Consider the following 22,134-nt stretch of genomic DNA (forward strand, 5'->3'; position numbering starts at 1 on the left):
GACCGGCGGCGCGGGCGGGGCCGGGGGTGCCGGGACCGGAGGCACCGGCGGGGCGGCGTCTGCCGCGTCGCTCGGCGGAGCCGGTGCCGGGGGTGGCGCGGGGACGGGCGCGGCCCCCGCGGCGTCGGGCGCCGCGGGCTCGCCGGGTGCGTCGCCCACCCCTGGCGGCTGCGTGACCGGCGCGCTGTCCGCCGGGTCGGGCGTCGGAGCACCGGTCGGGTGAACCGGGCTGTCGGCATCGAAGGCGGGGGCGGTGGCCGCGGCCTCCACGTCGGCGCCGGGTTCGGCACCGGCTCCCGCGCCGTGTGCCCACGTCCGCACGACCTGCTCCTGATCCGATGTCCGGTCCTCAACCGGCTCCGGCGTTCCGCTCCCCTGGTGCTCCGACACGGTCGTCCTCCTCGCTCCGGCCCGCCGCGAGCGACGGGCGCCCCGTCCGGAGACGGGGCCGTGCACACAGGCCATGGCCGGTTCAGCTGATCCGGCGGCCTTTCGCGATTCAAACAGCTCTGCGGGCCGACCGGAACAGTCCGGACGGGCGCTCCGCAGTGGATGGTCCGTCGGAGTCGACGAGCCGTGCCGCTTACGCTGCGCTCCGTGCTCACGAAGGCCGCCGTGCTCCCGGAGCCGCCGCTGCTCGTGCCGGGCGCGTCGGTGGGGGTCTGGACCCCCACCGCATGAACCGGCTGGTCGCCGTCGTCGGCCCGACCGCCACCGGCAAGTCCGACCTCGGCGTGGCGCTGGCTGAGGAGCTGGACGGCGAGGTGGTGAACGCCGACGCGATGCAGCTGTACCGCGGGATGGACGTCGGCACGGCCAAGCTCACGCTCCGGGAGCGGCGGGGCGTGCCGCACCACCTTCTCGACGTCCTCGACGTCACCGACACCGCGGCGGTGGCGGCCTACCAGCGGGAGGCGCGCGACGTCGTCGAGCGGCTCCTCGCGGCGGGCCGTACGCCGGTGCTGGTGGGTGGCTCCGGCCTGTACGTGCAGGCGGTCGTCGACGACCTGGAGTTCCCGGGCACCGACCCCGCACTGCGCGCCGAGCTGGAGGCCGAGCTGGCCGAACACGGGCCGGCCGCGCTGCACACCCGCCTCGCCGCCGTCGACCCGGCCGCCGCCGAGGTGGTGCTGCCCTCGAACGGCCGCCGGATCGTGCGGGCCCTCGAGGTGGTCGCGCTGACCGGGAAGCCGTTCCCGGCCCGGCTGCCCACCTCGGGAGCGCCCCGCTACGACGCCGTGCTGCTCGGGATCGACCGCCCGACCGCCGAGCTCGACCTGCGGGTGGCCCGCCGGGTGGCCCGCATGTTCGCGGCCGGGCTCGTCGAGGAGACCCGCGAACTGCTCGCACGCGGGCTCCGCGAGGGGCGCACCGCGTCGCGGGCTCTGGGCTACCAGCAGGTCGTGGCCGCGCTGGACGGTGGAGGGGACCTCGCCGCCGCGGCCGCCGACACGGTGGCGGCGACGCGCCGGTTCGTCCGCCGCCAGCGCTCCTGGTTCCGCCGCGACCGGCGCATCCACTGGCTGGACGGCTCCGGTCCCGACGCGACGGCAGCCGCGCTGCGGCACGTAGGCTCGTGACGTGGTGCGTTTCAGCAAGGGACACGGCACGGAGAACGACTTCGTGCTGCTCCCCGACCCCGACGGCGAGCTCGACCTGACGCCTGCCCGGGTCGCCGCGCTGTGCGACCGCCGCCGCGGCCTCGGGGCCGACGGCGTACTGCGGGTCGTGCGCTGGGACGCGCTCGGCGACGGCCCCGCGCCGGAGCCGGGCGTCGAGTGGTTCATGGACTACCGCAACGCCGACGGCAGCATCGCCGAGATGTGCGGCAACGGCGTGCGCGTCTACGCGCGCTACCTCGAGCACGCCGGCCGGCTGCCCGGCACCGAGCTGCGGCTGGGCACGCGCGGCGGGGTGCGCACCGTGCGCGTCGCGGGCGACGAGATCTCCGTCGACATGGGTCCGGCCGCCGTCGGCGAGGAGAGCACGGCCAGCGTCGACGGGCAGGCGTTCGCGGGCGTTGCGGTCGACGTCGGCAACCCGCACCTGGCGTGCGTCACGGACGTGGCGCTCGAGGGGCTGGACCTCACCATCCCGCCCGGCCACGACCCTGCCCTGTTCCCGCACGGCGTGAACGTCGAGTTCGTCAGCCCGCTGGAAGGTGACAAGGTGACCATGCGGGTGCACGAGCGCGGCGTGGGGGAGACCCGCTCGTGCGGCACGGGCACGGTGGCCGCCGTCGTCGCCGCGCTGCGCCACGCAGGCCGGGACACCGGCACGGTCACCGTGCAGGTGCCGGGCGGGCTGCTGCGGGTCACCGCGGACGCGGGCACCACCGTCCTGCACGGGCCCGCCGTGCTCGTGGCCCACGGCGAGCTGACGCGGTCCTGGTGGGCTCAGGCCTGAGCGGCCGCCGGCAGGTCGCGCAGGCGGCGTAGCGGCGAGGCGAGCACCCACACCGGGCAGAGCACCAGGCCCACGGCCGTGACCAGCAACGTCGCGCGCAGCCCCACCAGCTCGCCGAGCGCGCCGCCGAGCAGACCGCCGAACGGGATCGTGCCCCACACGAGGAACCGGATGCTCGCGTTCATGCGGCTGAGCAGGCGGTCGGGGGTGACGGACTGCCGGAAGCTCACCTGCGCGACGTTGTAGACCACCCCGCCGTACGCGACCGCGGCCATGCCCACCGCGAACCAGGCGAGGCCTGCGCCCTGCGTCGCCAACGGCAGCGCGAGGGCGAGCGGGCCGGTCACCAGCGGCACGGTGACGATCGTGCGGCCCTGCCCGAGCAGCCGGATCCACCGGCCGGCCGAGAGGGCGCCGAGCACCCCGGCCGCGCTGCCGGCGGCCAGCACGAGGCCGACCACGGCAGGCGCCTGCCCGAGCTCCCGGGCCAGGAACAGCACCGACACCGCGGAGAGCACACCCATGAACAGGTTGGCCGTGCCGGTGCAGAGCGCGATCGGGCGCAGCAGCGGGTGGCCGAGCACGTAGCGCAGCCCTTCGGCCATGTCGGAGCGCAGGGAGCGGCCCGGCTCGCGCTCGGGCACCGGCTCCCGGGTGCGCATCCGCGCGAGGAAGGCAGCGGAGACCAGGTAGCTGACCGCGTCGAGCAGCACCGCGGACGCCGCGCCGACCAGCTGGACGAGCCCGCCGCCCAGCGCGGGGCCAACGGCCTGCGCGGCTGAGCGCGTCGACTCCAGCTTCGCGTTGCCCTCGACCAGCCCGGCGCGCCCGACCACGGCCGGCAGCACGGACTGGTAGCCGACGTCGAAGAACACGGTGGCAACGCCGCCGAGCAGCGCGACGACGAGGAGCTGGGTGAACGTCAGCACGCCGAGGGCCCACGCCGGCGGGATGCTCACGAACAGCGCGAACCGCACCACGTCGGCGGTGATCATCACGGGACGCCGCCGCACCCGGTCGAGCAGCACCCCGGCGGGGAGCCCCACCAGCAGGAACGCGCCGCGCTCCGCGGCGACCAGCAGCCCCATCTCCCAGGGGGTCGCGCCGAGCGCGGTGGCCGCGAGCAACGGCAACGCGAGGTGGCTGACCATCGTGCCGACCTGGCTGACCGTCTCACCGGACCAGAGGAGCAGGAAGTCGCGGTGCCGCCACAGGCTCACCCCTCGATCGTGGACAACCGATTGGAAAGCGTCAATCGGTAGGGTGGGCCGATGTCCGGGAACCGGCGGCCTGCCACCGAGGCCGAGGCCGCCACGCTCGCGTCCGCCATCCGGCTGCGGATCATCCGGCTGACGCTGCACGAGCCGCTGACCAACGCGCAGATCGCCGCGCACCTGCACCGGGACCCGGCCACGACGCTGCACCACGTCCGCCGGCTCGTGCGGCACGGCTTCCTCGAGGCGCTCCCGGCCCGCCCCGGCCCGCGCGGCTCGACCGAGATCCCGTACCGCGGCACGCGGCTGTCGTGGTCGCTCGACGACGCGGGACGAGATCCGACCCTCGCCGAGGCGATGCTCCAGGCCTACCTCGACGAGGTCACCGAGGTCGGGGTGGCCGCGCTGGAACAGAGCAGGCTCGCGGTCCGGCTGGCCCCGGCCGATGCCGCCGCGCTGCGCGCCGAGCTGGCGGCGCTGCTCGGCCGCTACTCGGCGCTGCCCGAGCCGCCCGACGGCGAGGCCGTGGCCGTCTACCTCTCGATCTACCCGGCGATCCCTGATCGCCCCAGGTGAGGCCGCTCACCGCGGCGCGGCGCGACGCGCGGAATCAGAGACGACGTCCGCGGCGTTGACGTGGGAGCATGGCTACCACGATGACTGAACCCGCCCTGTCCACTCCCGCCGACGAGCTGCTGCGACCCACCCGAGGCGATTACGAGCTCGAGGAGCGCAGCTCACTGCGCCGGGTCGCGGGCCTCTCCACCGAACTCGCCGACGTCACCGAGGTCGAGTACCGCCAGCTGCGCCTCGAGCGCGTCGTGCTCGTCGGGGTCTGGACCGAGGGCACCGCCGAGCAGGCGCGCGCCTCCCTCGAGGAGCTGGCCCGCCTCGCCGAGACCGCAGGCTCCCAGGTGCTCGACGGCCTCGTCCAGCGCCGGTCGCGGCCCGACCCGGCCACCTACATCGGCTCCGGCAAGGTCGACGAGCTGCGCGACGCCGTGCAGGACGCCGGCGCCGACACCGTGATCTGCGACGGCGAGCTATCGCCCGGCCAGCTGCGCCAGCTGGAGGAGAAGCTCAAGGTCAAGGTCATCGACCGCACCGCGCTGATCCTCGACATCTTCGCCCAGCACGCCCGCTCGAAGGACGGCAAGGCGCAGGTCGAGCTCGCCCAGCTGTCCTACCTGCTCCCGCGCCTGCGCGGCTGGGGTGAGGCGCTGTCGCGGCAGGTCGGTGGCCGGGCCGCGGGCGGCGTCGGCATCGGTGGCCGCGGCCCCGGTGAGACCAAGATCGAGCTCGACCGGCGGCGCATCCGCAACCGGATGGCCAAGCTGCGGCGCGAGATCTCGGGCATGAAGCAGGTGCGCGAGACCCAGCGCGCGGTGCGCAGGCGCCACGACGTGCCGTCCGTCGCGATCGTCGGGTACACCAACGCCGGCAAGTCGAGCCTGCTCAACGCGCTCACCGACGCCGGGGTGCTGGTCGAGAACGCGCTCTTCGCCACCCTCGACCCCACCACGCGCCGCACGACCACCAGCGACGGCCGCACCTACACGCTCACCGACACCGTCGGGTTCGTCCGGCACCTGCCGCACCAGCTCGTCGAGGCGTTCCGCTCCACCCTCGAGGAGACCGGCGACGCCGACCTGCTCGTGCACGTCGTCGACGCGTCCGACCCGCTGCCGGAGGACCAGATCAAGGCGGTCCGGCAGGTGCTCGTCGAGATCGGCGAGCAGCACGGCTCGATGGGGCGCGAGCTGCTCGTGGTGAACAAGACCGACGCCGCGGGTGACCTGCAGCTGGCCCGGCTCCGGCACCTGCTGCCGGACGCCGTGTTCGTCTCCGCCCGCACCGGCGACGGCATCGCGCTGCTGCGCGAGCGGATCGCCGACCTGCTGCCGACGCCCGAGGTCGAGGTCGACCTGCTCCTGCCGTACGTGCAGGGCTCGCTCGTCGCCCGCGTGCACGCCGAGGGTGAGGTGCTGAGCGAGGAGCACACGGCAGACGGCACCCGGATGCGCGCACGCGTCGGGGCCGAGCTCGCCACGACCGTGCTGCCGTACGCGCTGGTCGGCGCGCCCGAGGAGCGCGGCAGCTGATCGGTCTGCTCGTCGCACTCGCTCTCACCGGCGTCTCCGCGCCGGAGTCTCTGTGCGCCGTGGACGACCCGCGCCTCGGCGAGCTGTCCGGGATGGTCGTGCACGACGGCGGGCTGTGGGCGCTCAGCGACGGCGGCCGCCGCGTGCAGGTCCACCGCATCGACCGGTCGAACTGCCGGGTGATCGGCACGCGCACCGCGGACGACGACCCGTACGACGTGGAGGATCTCGCGGTCGGTCCCGACGGCGCCCTGTGGGCCGCCGACCTCGGCGACAACGACCGCCGTCGGGAAACCGTCGCGGTCGTCGTCCTGCCCGAGCGCGGGGCGGCCGACCTGCACCGGCTGACCTACCCCGACGGGCCGCACGACGCCGAGGCCCTACTGGTGGACGGCCAGGGGCGCCCGTTCGTGATCACCAAGGAGGTCGGGCGGCCTGCCGGTCTCTACCGCACGGCCGACCCACCTCGGGGCGAGGGGCCCACCCCGCTGCTGCGCGTCGGGGAGCTGGCGCTGCCCGCGTCCGACACGCTCGGCGGCCCGGTGGGTGGCATCGGAACGCGGTTGGTGACGGGTGCGGCGCTGAGCGCCGACGGCACGGTGGCCGCGGTGCGGACCTACACCGACGCGTGGCTCTTCCCCGTCAGCGGGGGCGACCTCGTGGCCGCGTTCAACCAGACCCCCGTCCGGGTGCCGCTGCCCGGCGAGCCGCAGGGCGAGGCCATCGCGTTCGAACCCGACGGCACCCTGCTGTCCGGCTCGGAGACCCGCGGCGGCGTGCCCGGTGAGATCCGCGCCGTTCCCGGCGCGGCAGCGCTCGCTGGCGAAGCGGCTCCCGTCGCCCCGCTCCCGCCGGCCCCCGAGGTCGTCCCGGACCCCGGGCCACCGCCATGGCTGCCGGCCGCACTGGGCGGCGCCGCGGTGGTTGGCGTACTACTGCTGTTGACGGCCGCGGTCGCACTGCGTGGCCGAGGCTGACGAGCTTCGCAGAGCAACTTCACAAACCCAGCCCGGACTTCGCACAGGGCCGGCCCTGTGCGAAGTCCGGGCTGGGTTTGTGAAGTCGGAGCTTCAGAGCCGCCGCAGCACCGCCACCACCCGGCCGAGGACCGTGGCGTCGTCGCCGGGGATCGGGTCGTAGGCGGGGTTGGCCGGCATCAGCCAGACGTGGCCGTCGCGCCGCTTGAACGTCTTGACCGTGGCCTCGCCGTCGATCATGGCGGCGACGATCTCGCCCTGCTCGGCCACCGGCTGCTGGCGGACGACGACCCAGTCGCCGTCGGTGATGGCGGCCTCGATCATCGAGTCGCCGCGGACGTTGAGCAGGAACAGGGTGCCCTCGCCGACGATCTCGCGGGGGAGGGGGAAGATGCTCTCGACGGCCTGCTCGGCGAGGATCGGCCCACCGGCGGCGATGTTGCCCAGCAGGGGGACCATCGCGGGAGCGGGGTGCAGGTCGCGCGCCGTCGGGTCCTCCGGGGTGGCGGCGGGGGTTTCGGTGATGTCCTCCGGGCCCCGCACGTCGACCGCGCGGGTGCGGTTGGGGTCGCGCCGCAGGTAGCCCTTCCGCTCGAGGGCGCGCAGCTGGTGGTGCACCGACGACGTGGACGTCAGGCCGACGGCGTCGCCGATCTCCCGCACGCTCGGCGGGTAGCCGAACCGCTCCACCCAGTCCCTGATCACCTCGAGGACCTTGCGCTGCCGGGGCGTGAGGCCCGCGGGCTCGGTGGGCGGGTCGGGGAACGTGCTCACCTGCGCGGTCTGCCCGGCCTCGGTGCCGGCCGCGCTGCCCGGGTCGTCCCGTGCCATCTGCTGCGCCTCCTCCTCGTGGGCGGCGCGCCGGCCGCCCGCTGGTGTGGGGTGGGTGCCGCATGGGTGCGGCCGCCACCGTCGTCGCGTACGACCGTAGCCCCGATCGGGCTTGTCGCCAAACACATGTTCGAACGACACGCCCGCGTTTCTCGATTCTGTCGGACCGCGGTGGTAGACACTTCGCACAGACGTTCGTTCGAACACTTGTTCAGCTTGCGCCACAGCGGAAGAAGCGGAGGCGGCGATATGTACGAGCGGGGCATGTACGGGCGCGGTGTGCAGGACCAGGGAGTTGTCGGGCAGCCGGTGCTCGACCGGCGGACGGGGGAGCGGCGGCGCAGGCGTGCGAGCGGGCCGCGTCCGGTGCGTCCGGCGGTGAGCGCCGTCGCCGTGCGGCCGGCCGAGGCCGAGCGGCCACAGGCGCCGTCCGGTGCGCGCCGGCTGCCCGTGCCGCCGCCCGTGCCGGGTGTGCGCACGCTCGCGCGGCGGCCGCTCCCGGTGCCGCGCGGGGCCGTGCTGCTCGGCCGGGTGCGTCGCGTGCTCGCCGGGCTGGTCGTCACGGCGGCGGCCGCGGCGGTCGTGGTCGGGCTCGGCGTGCTGGCCGACTCCGCCGCAGCGGTCCGGGCAGCGGAGCGCTCGGTGAGTGCGCCGCAGGGCACCGTCGTCGTCACGGTTCGTGGCGAGCACACCGCGTGGGAGGTCGCGCAGCGGATCGCGCCGGGGGCGTCGGGGCCCGAGGTCGCCTCGCTCGCCGAGCGCATCGTCACCGAGAACTCGCTCGGATCGGTGCCGCTGCGCCCCGGGCAGGTGCTCAGGGTGACGTCCGGCTGACGCTGTGCGGCGGTGACGTGGCGATGTCATGGGGTTCGTCCCGTTCGGTCGACACGACCGTACCGATAGGGGTGTCCTGCTTCCCATGCCCCTACATGTTGTGGTTACACTCGTGTCGTTCGACAACAGGTGGGGTTCTGCAGAAGGGGGAGGAAGCCGATGCGCTGCCCGTTCTGCCGCCACTCGGACTGCCGGGTGATCGACTCCCGGGAGGTCGACGACGGTCAGGCCACTCGCCGCAGGAGGTCCTGCGCGGCGTGCGGCCGACGCTTCACGACGGTCGAGGAGCCCGTGCTCGCCGTCGTCAAGCGCAGCGGCGTCACCGAGCAGTTCAGCCGGGAGAAGGTCGTCAGCGGGGTCCGCAGGGCCTGCCAGGGGCGACCCGTCGACGAGGACGCGCTCCAGAAGCTCGCCCACCGGGTGGAAGAGGCGGTCCGCGCGGGTGGCACCGCCGAGATCCCCAGCCACGAGGTCGGCCTGGCCATCCTCGGCCCGCTCCGCGAGCTCGACGAGGTGGCGTACCTGCGCTTCGCGAGCGTCTACAAGTCGTTCTCCTCGATCGACGACTTCGAGAAGGAGATCTCCGACTTGCGCAGACCACCGGGCGCCGACCCGCCCGACTGACCGCCAGCCCATCTCGGCCGGACCGGCATTCGCCGGCCGGTGATCCGGCATGCCCGACCGACGCCGGACGACGTCGAAATGCACCGCCGCCACAGATTCCGCCGCCACACATCCGCCGCCACAAAATCCGCCGCACCGCAGGAAGCGCGCATCCGCGGACCCCAGCCCGCTGATCCGCGCGCGAGGAGAGGGAGAGCATGACCGAGACCGTCGGCGCCGCATCCGGACGCGGCAAGAGGAGCACCGCGAAAACGGGCAAGCAGGCAGGGCTCACCGTCGAGCGGCTCTACACCACCCCCGGCGTCCACCCCTACGACGAGGTCACCTGGGAGCGCCGGGACGTCGTCATGACGAACTGGCGCGACGGCACGGTCAACTTCGAGCAGCGCGGGGTCGAGTTCCCCGACTTCTGGTCGATCAACGCCACCAACATCGTCACCAGCAAGTACTTCCGCGGCGCCGCCGGCTCGCCGCAGCGCGAGTCGAGCCTGCGGCAGCTGATCGACCGCGTCGTCGGCGTCTACCACCGCGCGGGGCTGGAGCACGGCTACTTCGCCACCGACGAGGACGCCGACGTCTTCGCCCAGGAGCTCACCTGGATGCTGCTGCACCAGGTGTTCAGCTTCAACTCCCCGGTGTGGTTCAACGTCGGCACGTCGAGCCCGCAGCAGGTCAGCGCGTGCTTCATCCTCGCGGTCGACGACACGATGGAGTCGATCCTCAACTGGTACCGCGAGGAGGGCCTGATCTTCAAGGGCGGCTCCGGCGCCGGTCTCAACCTCTCCCGCATCCGCTCCTCCAAGGAGCTGCTCTCCTCCGGCGGCACGGCGTCCGGACCGGTGTCGTTCATGCGCGGTGCCGACGCCAGCGCGGGCACGATCAAGTCGGGTGGCGCCACCCGGCGGGCGGCGAAGATGGTCGTGCTCGACGTCGACCACCCCGACATCGAGGAGTTCGTCGCCACCAAGGCCAAGGAGGAGGCGAAGATCCGCGTCCTGCGCGACGCGGGCTTCGACATGGACCTCGGCGGCTCCGACATCACGTCGGTGCAGTACCAGAACGCCAACAACTCGGTGCGCGTCACCGAGGAGTTCATGCGCGCGGTCGAGAGCGACTCGGAGTTCGGGCTGCGTGCGCGGATGACGGGTGAGGTCATCGACCGGGTCCCGGCCAAGAAGCTGTTCCGCACCATCGCGCAGGCCGCATGGGAGTGCGCCGACCCCGGCATCCAGTACGACAGCACGATCAACGACTGGCACACCTGCCCCGAGTCGGGTCGCATCTCGGCGTCCAACCCGTGCTCGGAGTACATGCACCTGGACAACTCCAGCTGCAACCTCGCCTCGCTGAACCTGCTGAAGTTCCTCGGCGACGACGGGCAGTTCGACGCCGCCCGCTTCCAGAAGGCCGTCGAGCTGATCATCACCGCGATGGACATCTCCATCTGCTTCGCCGACTTCCCCACCGAGCCGATCGCCGACACCACCCGCAAGTTCCGCCAGCTGGGCATCGGCTACGCCAACCTCGGCGCGCTGCTCATGGCCACGGGCCACGCCTACGACTCCGAGGGCGGCCAAGCGCTCGCCGCGTCGATCACCTCGCTCATGACGGGCGCGGCGTACAAGCGGTCGGCCGAGCTGGCCGGCGTCGTCGGCCCGTACGAGGGCTACGCGCGCAACGCCGAGGCCCACCAGCGGGTCATGCGCAAGCACGCCGCCGCCAACGACGACGTCCGCACGTTCGCCGCGAGCGCGCCGGTGCACAAGCTCGCCACCAAGGTCTGGCAGGAGTCCCTCGCGGTCGGTGCCCGCAACGGCTGGCGCAACGCCCAGGCGTCGGTGCTCGCGCCCACGGGCACCATCGGCCTGATGATGGACTGCGACACCACGGGCATCGAGCCGGACCTGGCGCTGGTCAAGTTCAAGAAGCTCGTCGGCGGCGGGTCCATGCAGATCGTCAACCAGACGGTGCCGCGGGCGCTGGCCAAGCTGGGCTACCAGGACGAGCAGATCGAGGCGATCGTCGAGTACGTGGGCGAGCACGGCCACGTCATCGACGCCCCCGGCCTGCGGCAGGAGCACTACGAGGTGTTCGACTGCGCCATGGGGGAGCGTTCCATCGCCCCGATGGGCCACGTCCGCATGATGGCGGCGGTGCAGCCGTTCCTCTCCGGCGCGATCTCCAAGACGGTCAACATGCCCGAGGAGGCCACCGTCGAGGACGTCGAGAAGATCTACATGGAGGGCTGGAAGCTCGGCCTGAAGGCCCTCGCGATCTACCGCGACAACTGCAAGGTCGGCCAGCCGCTGTCGGCGGGCAAGGAGGCCCGCAAGACCGAGACGGCGGAGGCCGCCGCGCCGGTGGTGGTCGAGTCGCGCCCGGTGCGCCGCAGGCTGCCGAAGAAGCGCCCGAGCCAGACGGTGTCGTTCACGGTCGGCGGGGCGGAGGGCTACCTCACCGCCGGGTCGTACCCCGACAACGGGCTCGGCGAGATCTTCGTCAAGCTGGGCAAGCAGGGCTCCACCCTCGCCGGTGTGATGGACGCGTTCTCGATGTCGATCTCGGTGGGCCTGCAGTACGGCATCCCGCTGGAGTTCTACGTCTCGAAGTTCTCCAACCTGCGGTTCGAGCCGGCAGGCATGACCGACGACCCGGACGTCCGGATCGCCACGAGCGTGCTCGACTACCTGTTCCGCAGGCTCGCGCTCGACCACCTGCCGTACGAGAAGCGCGCGGAGCTGGGCATCTTCTCCGCCGAGGAGCGGTCGGCCCAGGTCGCGGCCACCGACTACGGCGCAGGCTTCGGCGAGGTCGACATGGAGGGCCTGCGGTCCTCGGTCGGCGCGGCACCGGCGGAGAAGGAGGCGGAGCCGACGGGGTCCGCGGCTCCGGCGCCCGTCGAGGTGGGCAGCTCCACCGAGCTCCTGGAGCTGCGGCTGGGCAAGGCGGCCGACGCGCCGCTGTGCATGACCTGCGGCACGAAGATGCGCCCGGCCGGCTCCTGCTACCTGTGTGAGGGCTGCGGCTCCACCAGCGGCTGCAGCTGAGCCGACCCGCACCTGACGGAGGGGGCCGACGTGGAGTCGGCCCCCTCCGCGCCGTTCGGGCGCCACCCCAGGATGTAGCGATGACCAGGTTCGTCGTCGACGCCGGTGTCTTGCTCCACCTCGCGAGCACGGACCTCGAGGTGCGGAACGGGCACCAGCTCCTCGCCCCGACACTTCTCCGCTCACAGACGCTGTCGGCGCTGCACGAGGCGGTCCACCGGGGCGAGATCCCGGGCGACGTCGGCCGGGAACGCCTGGCCCGTGTCGGCCGGATGCCGATCCGGCTCCTCGGCGACGCCGTGCTCCGCCGCCGGGCGTGGGAGCTGGCGGACCGGTTGGGGTGGGCGTCGACGTACGACGCCGAGTACCTCGCGCTCACCCAGTTGCAGGCGGACGCGTTCGTCACCCTCGATCCGGAGCTGGCGAGCAGCGCCGAGCGGCTCGTCACGGTCGCGTCGATCGAGGACCTGCTCTAGTCGCCGGAGCTGGATGTGACGGGCGCCACCCCCTACCGGTGTCACGTTCGGCCGGGCTGCGGAGTCGTTCCTCGTGACAGCGCCGCGGGAGGGTGGAGCGATGGACGAACGGATCCTGGTGGCGCGGCTTCCGGTGCCGCCCGCCCGGGCGCACGTGCCGATGCGGGGGGCGGCCGTTGGCATCCTCTGGGTGCTCGCGACCGTGCAGTTGGTCGTCGGCACGTGGGCGCTGGCGGCGCCGCTCGTGTTCTACGAGGGCTTCCCGCTGCCTGCGCATGCCTGGGTGGGGCTGCTGCCGCCGTACAACGAGCATCTGGTGCGCGACGTCGGCGCGCTGAACCTCGCCTTGGCGGTGGTGCTGCTGGGAGCCGCGCTCCGGGCGGACCGCGCCACCGTGCGCCTCGCCGTGATCGCGGGTCTGGCGGCTGCGGTTCCGCACACGGCCTACCACGCGCTGCACCTCGGCCACTTCCCGCCGGTGGACGCAGCGACGCAGACCGCGGGCATGGTCGTACACCTCGCCCTGCTGACGACCGTGCTCGTGCTGAGCTTCCGCGACCGGTAGTCGTCAGGTCTCGACGCGCTCCTGGCGCACCGCCTCGACGTTGTTGCCGTCCGGGTCGCGCAGGAAGACCCCGTAGTAGCCGGGGTGGTACTCGGGCCAGACGCGCGGGGCGTGCAGCACCTCCGCGCCGGTCGCGACGGCGATGCGGTGCACCTCGTCGACGGCGTCCCGGCTGGGGGCCGCGAACGCGACGTGCAGCTCGCGGGAGGGCCCGCCGGTGGACGGCCCCAGCCAGAAGCGCGGGGCGCCGTCCGGCCCGCACAAGCCGACGACGAAGGCGCCGTCGCGGGGGAAGCGCATCGCCTCCCGGATCCCGAGCGGGGCGAACACGCGCAGGTAGAAGGCCGCTGCGGCCTCGACGTCGGAGACCTGGACGGCGATGTGGTCGAGCACGGTGCACCTCCGGGCGTCGGGGCCGGCCTGTGCAGCTCACCACACCCACGTGCCTGTGCGGCGGCGGGACGTAGCGTGTCGAGGCGAATCGGGAGGAGGGCCGCGTGATCATCGACGATGACCCGGCGGGTGACTGGACGGCGCCCGGGGTGTACCGCTGCGCGCCAGGCGTGTACCGCATCCCGCTTCCGCTGCCGAACGACGGCCTGCGTGCGGTCAACGTCTACGCGCTGGCAGATGGCGAGGGCCTGACGCTGGTGGACGCGGGGTGGGCGCTCGCGCAGTCGCGGGAGGCCCTCGCCTCGGCGCTCGCCGGGATCGGCGCGGGGCTCCCGGACGTGCGCCGGTTCCTCGTCACGCACATCCACCGCGACCACTACACGCAGGCGGTGGCGCTGCGGCGGGAGTTCGGCATGCGTGTGGCGCTCGGGCGCGGCGAGCGGCCCGGGATCGAGGAGCTCGCCCGGCCGAGGCGGGACCGGCGCGGCCAGCTGGACCAGCTGCTGCGGGCGGGTGCGCGCGAGATCGTCGAGCAGCTGGAGCGGTACGAGCCACCGGACGGCCTCGGCGAGTACGAGTTCCCCGACGACTGGATCGACGACGGCGCGCAGATCCTGGTGGGGGAGGGCCACCCGGAGCAGCGGGTGCTGGAGGCGATCTCGACGCCCGGCCACACCAGGGGGCACGTGGTGTTCGCCGACCCGGCGGCGGAGCTGCTGTTCTCCGGCGACCACGTGCTGCCGCGGATCACCCCGTCGCTCGGGCTGGAGCCGGTGCCCGGTAAGAGCCCCCTGGCCGACTTCCTCACCTCGCTCGAGCTCGTGCGCTCACGACCGGACGCGGTGCTGCTGCCCGCGCACGGGCCCACCGGGATGCGGGTGCACCAGCGGGTGGACGAGCTGGTCGCCCACCACGCGAAGCGGCTCGACACCACCCTCGCCGCCGTGCAGGACGGCCACTCGACGGCCCACGAGGTGGCCGGCGTGCTGCTGTGGACCCGGCGCGACACCGCCTTCTCCGACCTGGACCTGTTCAACCGGATGCTCGCCACCATCGAGACGGCCGCGCACCTCGAGGTGCTGGTCGAGCGGGGGCTGGTCACGGCCGGGGATCAGGACGGCATCCGGCACTACACATCGTGATAACGATTCACTCTTCGTAGAGCCCGGCCGGCGACAGTGCGACCATCCGGTCGTACCCTTTGCGCCATGAAGAGGCGGCCGTGAGCCGGGCGACGGGGCGTGCGATCGCCCGCGCCGGTCTCGGGCTCGCCACGTGCGTGCTCGCGGTCGCCGGGGTCGTCGTCGCCACCGACGGTACGACGTTCCCCGTGCTCGACCCACCGACCGTGGCGCTCGCGCCTGCCGTCGCCTCGCTCGAGTGCGCCGCGGCCGGCCCGTACGAGGCGCCTGCGCGGGGCAGCGTCGGCGTGCCGGTCGGCCTGCGCCTGTGCCCGAGCGCGGCCCGCACGATCACGTCCGCAGGTGCGGTGCTCGACGGCTGGGAGATCCGCGGCGGCATCGTCGTGGATGCGCCGGAGGTCGTCGTGCGCCGCAGCCGCGTCGTCGGCGACGGCACGCAACCCTTCGGCATCGTGACCACCGCACGGGGCTCGGTCCGGATCGAGGACGTCACGCTGACCGGCGACTACCCGGAGGCGGCAATCGGCGGTGACCGCTGGAGCGGGGAGCGCGTGGAGATCACCGGGGTGACCGGTGACGGTGCACGGCTCGGCGAGGCCTCGCGGCTGCGCAACAGCACCGTGCACGACTTCGCCACGCCGCCCGGCCGGGAGGCCTCCGCCCTCGTGGTCCGGGGCAGCGGCCGGGACGTGCTCGTGGAGGACAACAAGGTCGACGTGGGGATCGGGCCCGGGCGCGGCAGTGCCGTGCTGCTCGACCCCGACCGGACGGCGGAACGGGGCGAGGGCCCGATCGTGATCCGCGGCAACGTGCTCGGCGGCGGCCGCTACACGCTCCGCGAGGACGAGCCGGGCGCCCCCTCCGACGTGCGGATCAGCGGCAACCGTTTCCGGCGCGACGCCGAGGAGGCCCCGCTGCGGGTGTCGCGACGGGCGGTCGTGGAGGACAACAGCTACCTCGACGGCGCCGGCCTGCCGGACTGGTGATCGGAGAGCACGACACGCCCGGGTTGGGGGGCGTATTTGGACGTGTCGGGGGCGACCGGGCAGACTGATCACACAACCGAGATCAGCGGACCGGCCGCGTGCGAGGGCGTAGGGGAAGACGTTCCTCGTCGACGTTGGAGGTCTGCAGTGAACGCACGCGGCGTGGTCTTCGTCCACTCGTCGCCAACTGCGGTCTGCCCGCACGTCGAGTGGGCGATCTCCGGCGTGCTCGGCACCAAGGTCTCGCTGCACTGGTCTCCACAGCCTGCCGCTCCGGGGCAGCTGCGGGCCGAGTGCAGCTGGACCGGGCCTGCGGGCAGCGGCGGGGCCCTGGCCGGCGCGTTGCGGGCGTGGCCGATGTTGCGGTTCGAGGTGACCGAGGAACCCAGCCCGGGGGTCGACGGGGAGCGGTTCTGCCACGTACCCACGCTCGGGCTGTGGAGCGGGCGGACCAGCGCCAACGGCGACATCGTGGTGGGCGAGGACCGGCTGCGCAGCCTGCTCGAGGAAGTGCCGGCGAGCCGGCTCGCGGGGCGCGTGCACGAGCTGCTCGGCTCGGCCTGGGACGACGCGCTCGAGCCGTTCCGGCTGGCGGGCGACGGAGCGGCGGGCACGCTGCTGCACCGGGTGGGCTGACTCCCGGGACATTCTGCGCGCTCCGCCATTCGCGCCATGCGCTCGTCCGTTCGGGCGCTAGCATCGCTCCGATTGCGGCGGGGCGATCCCTCGCCGTTCCTCCAGCGGAAAGAGGGCAGCGGTGACGGAAACCGTCCAGCCGGCCGGCGTACCCGACCGGACCGTCTTCGGCCATCCGGTCGGGCTCAGCAACCTGTTCGGCGTGGAGCTCTGGGAGCGCTTCTCGTTCTACGGGATGATCCTGATCCTGGGCTACTACCTGTACTACAGCCTGGAACAGGGCGGTCTCGGCCTGCCGCAGGCCACCGCGACCGGCATCGTCGGCGCCTACGGCGGCACGGTCTACCTCAGCACCGTGCTGGGTGGCTGGCTCGCCGACCGCGTGCTCGGCATGGAACGGATGGTCTTCTACGGCGGCGTGGTCGTGATGCTGGGCCACATCGCGCTCGCGGTGCTGCCAGGGCTATCCGGCGTCGCGGTCGGGCTCGTGCTGGTCGCGCTGGGCAGCGGGGCGCTGAAGGCCAACGCGTCGTCGCTGCTGGGCACCCTCTACGCGAAGGGTGACCCGCGCGCCGACGGCGGCTTCACGCTCTTCTACCTGGGAATCAACCTCGGGGCGTTCATCGGGCCGCTCGTCACCGGGCTGCTGCAGGACTCGGTCGGCTTCCACTTCGGGTTCGGCGCAGCGGCCATCGGCATGGCGCTCGGCCTCGTCCAGTACGCGGCGTTCCGCCGCAACCTCGGCACGGCCGGCAAGCAGCCGCCCAACCCGCTGCCGGCCACGGCGCGGCCGAAGGCGATCGGGATCGGCCTCGCGATCGTCGTGGTGCTCGCGGTCGTGGCGTTCAGCGGCGTGGTGCCGCTCGCCGCGCTGCCCCGCGTCACCAGCGTGGTGCTGCTCCTCGCGTCGATCGCGTACTTCGCCACGATGCTCTCGAGCCCGAAGGTGACGCCGAGCGAGCGCACCAAGGTGCGCGCCTACATCCCGCTCTTCATCGCCAACGCCGCGTTCTGGTCGCTGTTCCAGCAGATCTTCACGGTGCTGGCGGTGTACTCCGACGAGCGGATGAACTGGAGCATCGGCGGCTGGACCGCGCCCTCGTCGTGGATCGGCTCACTGGAACCGATCTGGATCATCATCCTGTCCCCGGTGTTCGCGGCGATGTGGACGCGGCTGGGCCGCGCCGCGCCGTCCACGCCGCGCAAGTTCTCCTACGGCGTGATCGGGATGGGGGTCGCGTTCCTGGCCTTCCTGGTCTTCGCGGGTGGCACCGGGCGCAGCACGCCCGCGATCGCCGTGCTGGTGATCCTCGGGCTGTTCGCGGTGTCGGAGCTGATGCTGTCGCCGATCGGGCTGTCGGTCACCACGAAGCTCGCGCCGGAGTCGTTCCGCGCCCAGATGATGGCGCTGTACTTCTTCTCCGTCGGGCTGGGGACGTCGATGTCCGGGGTGCTCGCCCAGTTCTACTCGGTCGAATCCGAGTTCGCCTACTTCGGCGTCAACGGTCTCGTGGTGATCGTGGTGGGGCTGGTCGTGTTCGCGCTCGGCCCGTGGATCTCGCGCCACATGGAGGGCGTGCACTAGGGCCACCGTGTCAGGAGCCTGACCGGGCCGACGCGCACCGCGCCGGCCCGGTTCGTCGCGCCGATCCCGGTGGAGATCGGTACCGGTGTTCGGCCGGTTCCAGGCGGCCCGGCACACTGATCACCGGGCAACCTGGAGGAGGGCTGTGGTGGATGCACGCGGCGTGGGCCGGTGACGCGCTCGACGACGGCGGTGGTCGCGATCGCCTTCGCCGTGGTGGTGGTCGTGGGCGGTGCCGCAGCGCTCGCGACCCGGGACCGCTCGGGGCCGCCCCAGGTGCCCGCCGAGGGGGTGGGGTCGAGCGAGGTGGAGCTGTCCCCGGATGCGGCGGAGCACCCGGCCGGTGAGGTGGTGCGCACGCAGCTGCAGCTCCACTACGACGCGATCAACGGGCGCGACTACGAGCAGTGGCGCGCCACGGTGGTGCCCGCGCGGGCCGCGGCGCTGAGCGCGGCGGAGTGGCAGGAGGCCTACTCCACCACGCAGGACGGCTCGATCCGGGTGGAGCGCATCGACCCGGACCCCGCCGCCGGATCCGACGAGGGCCTGCTGGTGCGCGTGCGGTTCATCAGCGTGCAAGCGGTGGAGAAGGCGCCGCCGGACCTGCGGGTCGGGCGCATCTGCTGGCGATCCACGCTGCCCATGCGCGGAACGCCGCCCCTGATCGGCACGACCGGGGGCGGCAGCTCCGCGCGAGAAGCGTGTTGACTACGCCTTCGTAAAGGTGACCGCGGCGTTGTGCCCGCCGAAGCCGAACGAGTCGCAGACCGCGGCCTGCAGGTCGACCTTGCGCGGCTCGCCCGCCACCACGTCGAGCTCGACGCCGGGGTCGAGGTTCTCGAGGTTGAGCGTGGCCGGGACGATCCCCTCCTTGATCGAGAGGACCGTGATGATGCTCTCGACCGCGCCCGCCGCCCCGACGAGGTGCCCGAAGGACCCCTTCGGCGCCGTGAGGATCGGGTGGTCCCCGAGCGCCTTGCGGACGGCCCTGGTCTCACCCACGTCGCCCGCGACCGTCGAGGTGGCGTGGCAGTTGACGTGGCCGATGTCGGCTGGCTCCAGCCCCGCGTCGCGCACGGACTTCGCGATCGCCCGCGACTGGCCGATCCCCTCCGGCTCCGGACCCGTGATGTGGTAGGAGTCGGCGGTGAGGCCGGCGCCGGCCAGCCTGCCGTACACGTTGGCGCCGCGCGCTGCGGCGAACTCCGCCCGCTCCAGCACCATGATCCCGGCGCCCTCGCCGAGCACGAACCCGTCGCGGCCCGTGTCGAACGGCCGGGAGGCGCGTTCCGGCTCGTCGTTGCGCTGGGAGAGCGTGCGCGACTGCACGAAGCCGGCCACGGTGAGCTGCGTGATGCAGGCCTCCGCGCCGCCGGCGATGACGACGTCCAGCTCGCCGTTGCGCATCAGCATGAGTGCCCAGGCGAGGGCCTCTGCACCGGTGGCGCACGCGGACACCGGCGCGTGCACGCCACCGCGCGCACCGAACTCGAGGCTCACCCACGCGGCGGGCCCGTTGGGCATCAGCATCGGCACGGTCAGCGGGGAGATCTTGCGCAGACCCTGGGTCTCGAGCAGGTCGTCCTGCGCGAGCAGGGTGGTGACGCCACCGATGCCGGTCCCGACCACCACGCCGAGCCGCTCGGGCTCCACCTCGGGGGCCCCGGCGTCCGCCCAGGCCTCCTTGGAAGCCACGATCGCGAGCTGTTCCACCCGGTCCAGCCGCCGGGACTGGACCCGGGGGAGTACCTCGGTGGGCTCGACGGCGAGCGGCGCCCCGATCTTCACCGGCAGGTCGTAGCGATCGATCCAGTCGTAGTCGCCGTTGATCCGCCGGACGCCTGAGCGCCCGCTGAGCATGCCCTCCCAGGTCGATGCGACGTCCCCACCGAGCGGGGTCGTCGCGCCGAGCCCGGTGATGACCACGTCGACCTCAGAACTCATGGTGCCTCCCGGTCCCGCCGCGGCGGGTCACTGGTTCTTCGCGATGTAGTCGACGGCGTCGCCGACCGTCTTCAGCTCGGCCAGCTGGTCGTCGGGGATCTTCACGCCGAACTTGTCCTCGGCCTGCACGGCGATCTCGACCATCGACAGCGAGTCGATGTCCAGGTCGTCGACGAAGGACTTCTCGGCCGAAACCTCGGCGGTGTCGATGCCGGCGACCTCCTCGACGATCTCCGCGAGCCCGCTGAGGATCTCGGTGTTGTCGGCCACGGTGTTCTCTCCTTCTGTGGGGCGTGCAGGGGGTTGATCTAGCTAGCGGGGGGATCCTATGGACAGATGACGACCTGGGCGGCGAAGGACAGGCCCGCGCCGAACCCGGCGAGCAGTGTGACGTCACCCGAGCGCAGCCGCCCGTCGGCGCGCATGTGGTCCATGGCGAGCGGGATCGACGCGGACGACGTGTTCCCGGAGTGGACGATGTCGTCGGCGACGACCATGTCCTCGCGCGCGCCTTCCTTGCGCAGCCGCTTCGCGACGGCGTCGACGATGCGCAGGTTGGCCTGGTGCGGCACGAAGACGTCGATGTCGGCGGGGGTGAGCCCGGCCAGCTCGATCGCCTTCAGCGCCACGGGCGCGATCTTGGTGGTGGCCCAGCGGAAGACGGCCTGGCCCTCCTGGAACAGGGCGTTCTTCTCGGGGATGATGTGGATCGTCTGGGCCATGTCACCTGCGCTGCCCCAGGTGAGGGGCCCGACGCCGACCGAATCGTCGTCGGTGGCCGGACCCAGCACGACGGCACCGGCCCCGTCGGCGAAGATGATCGCGGTGGAGCGGTCGGTCCAGTCCATCCAGTCCGACAGCTTCTCGGCGCCGATCACCAGCACGTGCCGCGACGATCCGGCGCGGACCAGGTCGGCACCCGTGCCGATCGCGTAGGCGAAGCCGGCGCAGGCGGCGTTGAGGTCGAACGCACCTGGGGCGGGGATGCCGATCCGCTCGGCGGTCTGCGCCGCGGCGTTGGGGATGCCGTTCGGCATCGTGCAGGTCGCCACGATCACGGTGTCGATCTCGCTGGGCGCGAGGCCGGAGTCCTTCACCGCCCGGGAGCCCGCCTCGGCCGCCATGTCGACCAGCAGCGTGCCCTCCTCCGCGATGCGCCGGCTCTCGATGCCGACCCGCTCGCGGATCCACTGGTCGTTGGTGTCCATCCGCTGGGCGAGGTCGTCGTTGGTGACGACGTTCTCGGGCTGCGTGCTGCCCATACCGAGGAGCCGCGCGCCCGCGACAGGTGGGGCGGTGCGGAGCCGGACGTTCCTGGGCTGGGTCGATCGGGTCACGTGTCGGCTCCCGCGTGCTCGGTGATGAGGTCGACGGCCTTGTCGAGGTCGTCGGGGGTCTTGAGGGCCAGCGTCGCCGTGCCCTTGAGGTCGCGCTTGACGAGCCCGACCAGCGTGCCGGCGGGCGGGAGCTCGATCACCGCGGTGACGCCCAGCTCGCGCAGGCGGGCCATGCAGGCGTCCCAGCGCACCGGGCGGGTGACCTGCGCGACGAGCCTGCGCAGCGCCTCCGCGCCCTCGGTGACGACCTCGCCGTCGGCGTTGGACAGCACCGGGCGCACCGGGTCGGCCGGGGTGACCTTCTCGGCGTGGGCCCGCATCGCGTCCTCGGCGGACTCCATGAAGCGGGTGTGGAATGCACCGGCCACCGGCAGCGGGATCACGCGGGCGCGCTCGGGTGGCGCGGCCGCCAGCTCGGCGAGCGCGGCCTGCGGTCCGGCCGCGACGACCTGACCTGCTCCGTTGCGATTGGCCGGGTCGAGGCCCAGCTCGGCGAGCTTCGCCAGCACCTCATCGGGTTTCCCACCGAGCACGGCGCTCATGCCGGTTGGCGCGAGTGCGCAGGCGGCGGCCATCTCGCGGCCGCGGACCGCGGCGAGCGACACGGCAGCATCGGGGGAGAGCACGTCGGCCACCGCGGCGGCGGCGAGCTCACCGACGGAGTGGCCTGCGGTGGGTGCGGCAGCGGGCAGTGCGGTGCGGCCGGCGAGGCGAGCCGCGGCCAGCAGCGCGCAGGCGACCACGAGCGGCTGCGTGACGGCGGTGTCCTTGATCTCGTCCGCGCCGGCGGTGGTGCCGAGCCGGCGTAGGTCGAGACCGGTGGCGTCGGACCATCGGGCGATCGTGTCCTCGGCCGAGGGGTCGTCGAGCCACGGGGCGAGCATGCCCGGGGTCTGAGATCCCTGGCCGGGTGCGAGCAGGGCAATCACGTTACGTAGGAAACCCGGAGCGGGGTGGGCGCGGGAAGGCCTCGGCCCCACGAACTCGGTGGACGGCCTTTGGAGGTTTCCTCCAACGACGCCCCCGGATGATCCG

Annotated in this window: 22 protein-coding genes; 15 read left to right on the top strand and 7 right to left on the bottom strand. The window is 73.0% G+C overall.

Annotation, left to right across the window (positions count from 1 at the left end):
* Window positions 1-677: 677 nt before the first annotated feature.
* Complete coding sequence (miaA, locus tag FB388_RS08800; protein ID WP_142099263.1) at window positions 678-1,580, top strand: tRNA (adenosine(37)-N6)-dimethylallyltransferase MiaA; 903 nt, start codon at window positions 678-680, stop codon at window positions 1,578-1,580.
* Between the two features lies 1 nt (window position 1,581).
* Entirely contained in the window at window positions 1,582-2,406 is an 825-nt protein-coding gene (gene dapF, locus FB388_RS08805; protein WP_425468535.1) for a diaminopimelate epimerase, read from the top strand.
* Here the strand turns inward: dapF and FB388_RS08810 are convergent.
* The gene (locus tag FB388_RS08810) at window positions 2,397-3,626 is read right to left on the bottom strand and encodes an MFS transporter (RefSeq protein ID WP_142099265.1); all 1,230 of its coding nucleotides are present in this window, start codon (window positions 3,624-3,626) and stop codon (window positions 2,397-2,399) included. The two genes, dapF and FB388_RS08810, sit on opposite strands and share 10 nt — an antisense overlap.
* A gap of 51 nt (window positions 3,627-3,677) precedes the next feature.
* Here FB388_RS08810 and FB388_RS08815 point away from each other — a divergent pair, with 51 nt between their 5' ends.
* From FB388_RS08815 to FB388_RS08825, 3 genes are all read left to right on the top strand, one after another.
* On the top strand, window positions 3,678-4,196 hold the full coding sequence (locus FB388_RS08815; RefSeq protein WP_142099266.1) for an ArsR/SmtB family transcription factor: 519 nt from the start codon (window positions 3,678-3,680) through the stop codon (window positions 4,194-4,196).
* Between the two features lie 80 nt (window positions 4,197-4,276).
* Complete coding sequence (gene hflX, locus FB388_RS08820; RefSeq protein ID WP_142099268.1) at window positions 4,277-5,722, top strand: GTPase HflX; 1,446 nt, start codon at window positions 4,277-4,279, stop codon at window positions 5,720-5,722.
* Between the two features lie 59 nt (window positions 5,723-5,781).
* Complete coding sequence (locus FB388_RS08825; RefSeq protein WP_142099270.1) at window positions 5,782-6,699, top strand: hypothetical protein; 918 nt, start codon at window positions 5,782-5,784, stop codon at window positions 6,697-6,699.
* Window positions 6,700-6,792: 93 nt separating this feature from the next.
* On the opposite strand, the gene lexA is transcribed toward FB388_RS08825, so the two are convergent.
* Window positions 6,793-7,530: a transcriptional repressor LexA gene (gene lexA / locus FB388_RS08830; RefSeq protein WP_142099272.1), complete on the bottom strand. Its 738-nt coding sequence runs from the start codon at window positions 7,528-7,530 to the stop codon at window positions 6,793-6,795.
* A gap of 249 nt (window positions 7,531-7,779) precedes the next feature.
* Between lexA and FB388_RS08835 the strand changes: the two genes are divergently transcribed.
* The 5 genes from FB388_RS08835 (at window position 7,780) to FB388_RS08855 (ending at window position 13,076) form a co-directional block, all read left to right on the top strand.
* Entirely contained in the window at window positions 7,780-8,364 is a 585-nt protein-coding gene (locus FB388_RS08835; RefSeq protein WP_142099274.1) for a hypothetical protein, read from the top strand.
* A 159-nt stretch (window positions 8,365-8,523) separates the two neighbouring features.
* The gene (gene nrdR, locus FB388_RS08840; protein ID WP_142099276.1) at window positions 8,524-8,988 is read left to right on the top strand and encodes a transcriptional regulator NrdR; all 465 of its coding nucleotides are present in this window, start codon (window positions 8,524-8,526) and stop codon (window positions 8,986-8,988) included.
* A 197-nt stretch (window positions 8,989-9,185) separates the two neighbouring features.
* Entirely contained in the window at window positions 9,186-12,035 is a 2,850-nt protein-coding gene (locus FB388_RS08845) for a vitamin B12-dependent ribonucleotide reductase (protein ID WP_142099278.1), read from the top strand.
* A gap of 80 nt (window positions 12,036-12,115) precedes the next feature.
* Entirely contained in the window at window positions 12,116-12,511 is a 396-nt protein-coding gene (locus tag FB388_RS08850; RefSeq protein WP_142099280.1) for a type II toxin-antitoxin system VapC family toxin, read from the top strand.
* Between the two features lie 100 nt (window positions 12,512-12,611).
* The gene (locus FB388_RS08855) at window positions 12,612-13,076 is read left to right on the top strand and encodes a hypothetical protein (protein WP_142099282.1); all 465 of its coding nucleotides are present in this window, start codon (window positions 12,612-12,614) and stop codon (window positions 13,074-13,076) included.
* A gap of 3 nt (window positions 13,077-13,079) precedes the next feature.
* Here the strand turns inward: FB388_RS08855 and FB388_RS08860 are convergent, their stop codons facing one another.
* Complete coding sequence (locus tag FB388_RS08860; RefSeq protein WP_142099284.1) at window positions 13,080-13,469, bottom strand: VOC family protein; 390 nt, start codon at window positions 13,467-13,469, stop codon at window positions 13,080-13,082.
* A 104-nt stretch (window positions 13,470-13,573) separates the two neighbouring features.
* On the opposite strand from FB388_RS08860, the gene FB388_RS08865 reads away from it, so the two are divergent.
* The 5 genes from FB388_RS08865 to FB388_RS08885 all read left to right on the top strand — a co-directional run bounded on the left by FB388_RS08865 (window position 13,574) and on the right by FB388_RS08885 (window position 18,526).
* The gene (locus FB388_RS08865; protein WP_142099286.1) at window positions 13,574-14,611 is read left to right on the top strand and encodes an MBL fold metallo-hydrolase; all 1,038 of its coding nucleotides are present in this window, start codon (window positions 13,574-13,576) and stop codon (window positions 14,609-14,611) included.
* 80 nt (window positions 14,612-14,691) lie between these two features.
* Window positions 14,692-15,597 (top strand): right-handed parallel beta-helix repeat-containing protein, encoded by a 906-nt coding sequence (locus FB388_RS08870; RefSeq protein WP_142099288.1) that lies wholly within the window; start codon window positions 14,692-14,694, stop codon window positions 15,595-15,597.
* A 147-nt stretch (window positions 15,598-15,744) separates the two neighbouring features.
* Complete coding sequence (locus tag FB388_RS08875; RefSeq protein WP_170225533.1) at window positions 15,745-16,233, top strand: DUF3145 domain-containing protein; 489 nt, start codon at window positions 15,745-15,747, stop codon at window positions 16,231-16,233.
* A 121-nt stretch (window positions 16,234-16,354) separates the two neighbouring features.
* On the top strand, window positions 16,355-17,818 hold the full coding sequence (locus FB388_RS08880; RefSeq protein ID WP_142099290.1) for a peptide MFS transporter: 1,464 nt from the start codon (window positions 16,355-16,357) through the stop codon (window positions 17,816-17,818).
* A 171-nt stretch (window positions 17,819-17,989) separates the two neighbouring features.
* Window positions 17,990-18,526, top strand: a complete 537-nt coding sequence (locus FB388_RS08885; protein WP_142099292.1) for a hypothetical protein — start codon at window positions 17,990-17,992, stop codon at window positions 18,524-18,526.
* On the opposite strand, the gene FB388_RS08890 is transcribed toward FB388_RS08885, so the two are convergent.
* The 4 genes from FB388_RS08890 to FB388_RS08905 are packed head-to-tail and all read right to left on the bottom strand — an operon-like array spanning window position 18,527 to window position 22,028.
* Complete coding sequence (locus FB388_RS08890) at window positions 18,527-19,762, bottom strand: beta-ketoacyl-[acyl-carrier-protein] synthase family protein (protein WP_142099294.1); 1,236 nt, start codon at window positions 19,760-19,762, stop codon at window positions 18,527-18,529.
* Between the two features lie 27 nt (window positions 19,763-19,789).
* Window positions 19,790-20,032, bottom strand: a complete 243-nt coding sequence (locus FB388_RS08895) for an acyl carrier protein (RefSeq protein ID WP_142099296.1) — start codon at window positions 20,030-20,032, stop codon at window positions 19,790-19,792.
* Window positions 20,033-20,088: 56 nt separating this feature from the next.
* A complete protein-coding gene (locus FB388_RS08900) occupies window positions 20,089-21,099 on the bottom strand; it encodes a beta-ketoacyl-ACP synthase III (RefSeq protein ID WP_281290386.1) in 1,011 nt (336 codons plus the stop codon).
* Window positions 21,096-22,028, bottom strand: coding sequence for an ACP S-malonyltransferase (locus FB388_RS08905; protein ID WP_142099298.1), 933 nt, complete (start codon window positions 22,026-22,028; stop codon window positions 21,096-21,098). Before FB388_RS08905 ends, FB388_RS08900 begins: the two co-directional genes overlap by 4 nt.
* Between the last annotated feature and the right edge of the window lie 106 nt (window positions 22,029-22,134).

The sequence above is a fragment of the Pseudonocardia cypriaca genome (assembly GCF_006717045.1).
Taxonomy (GTDB): domain Bacteria; phylum Actinomycetota; class Actinomycetes; order Mycobacteriales; family Pseudonocardiaceae; genus Pseudonocardia; species Pseudonocardia cypriaca.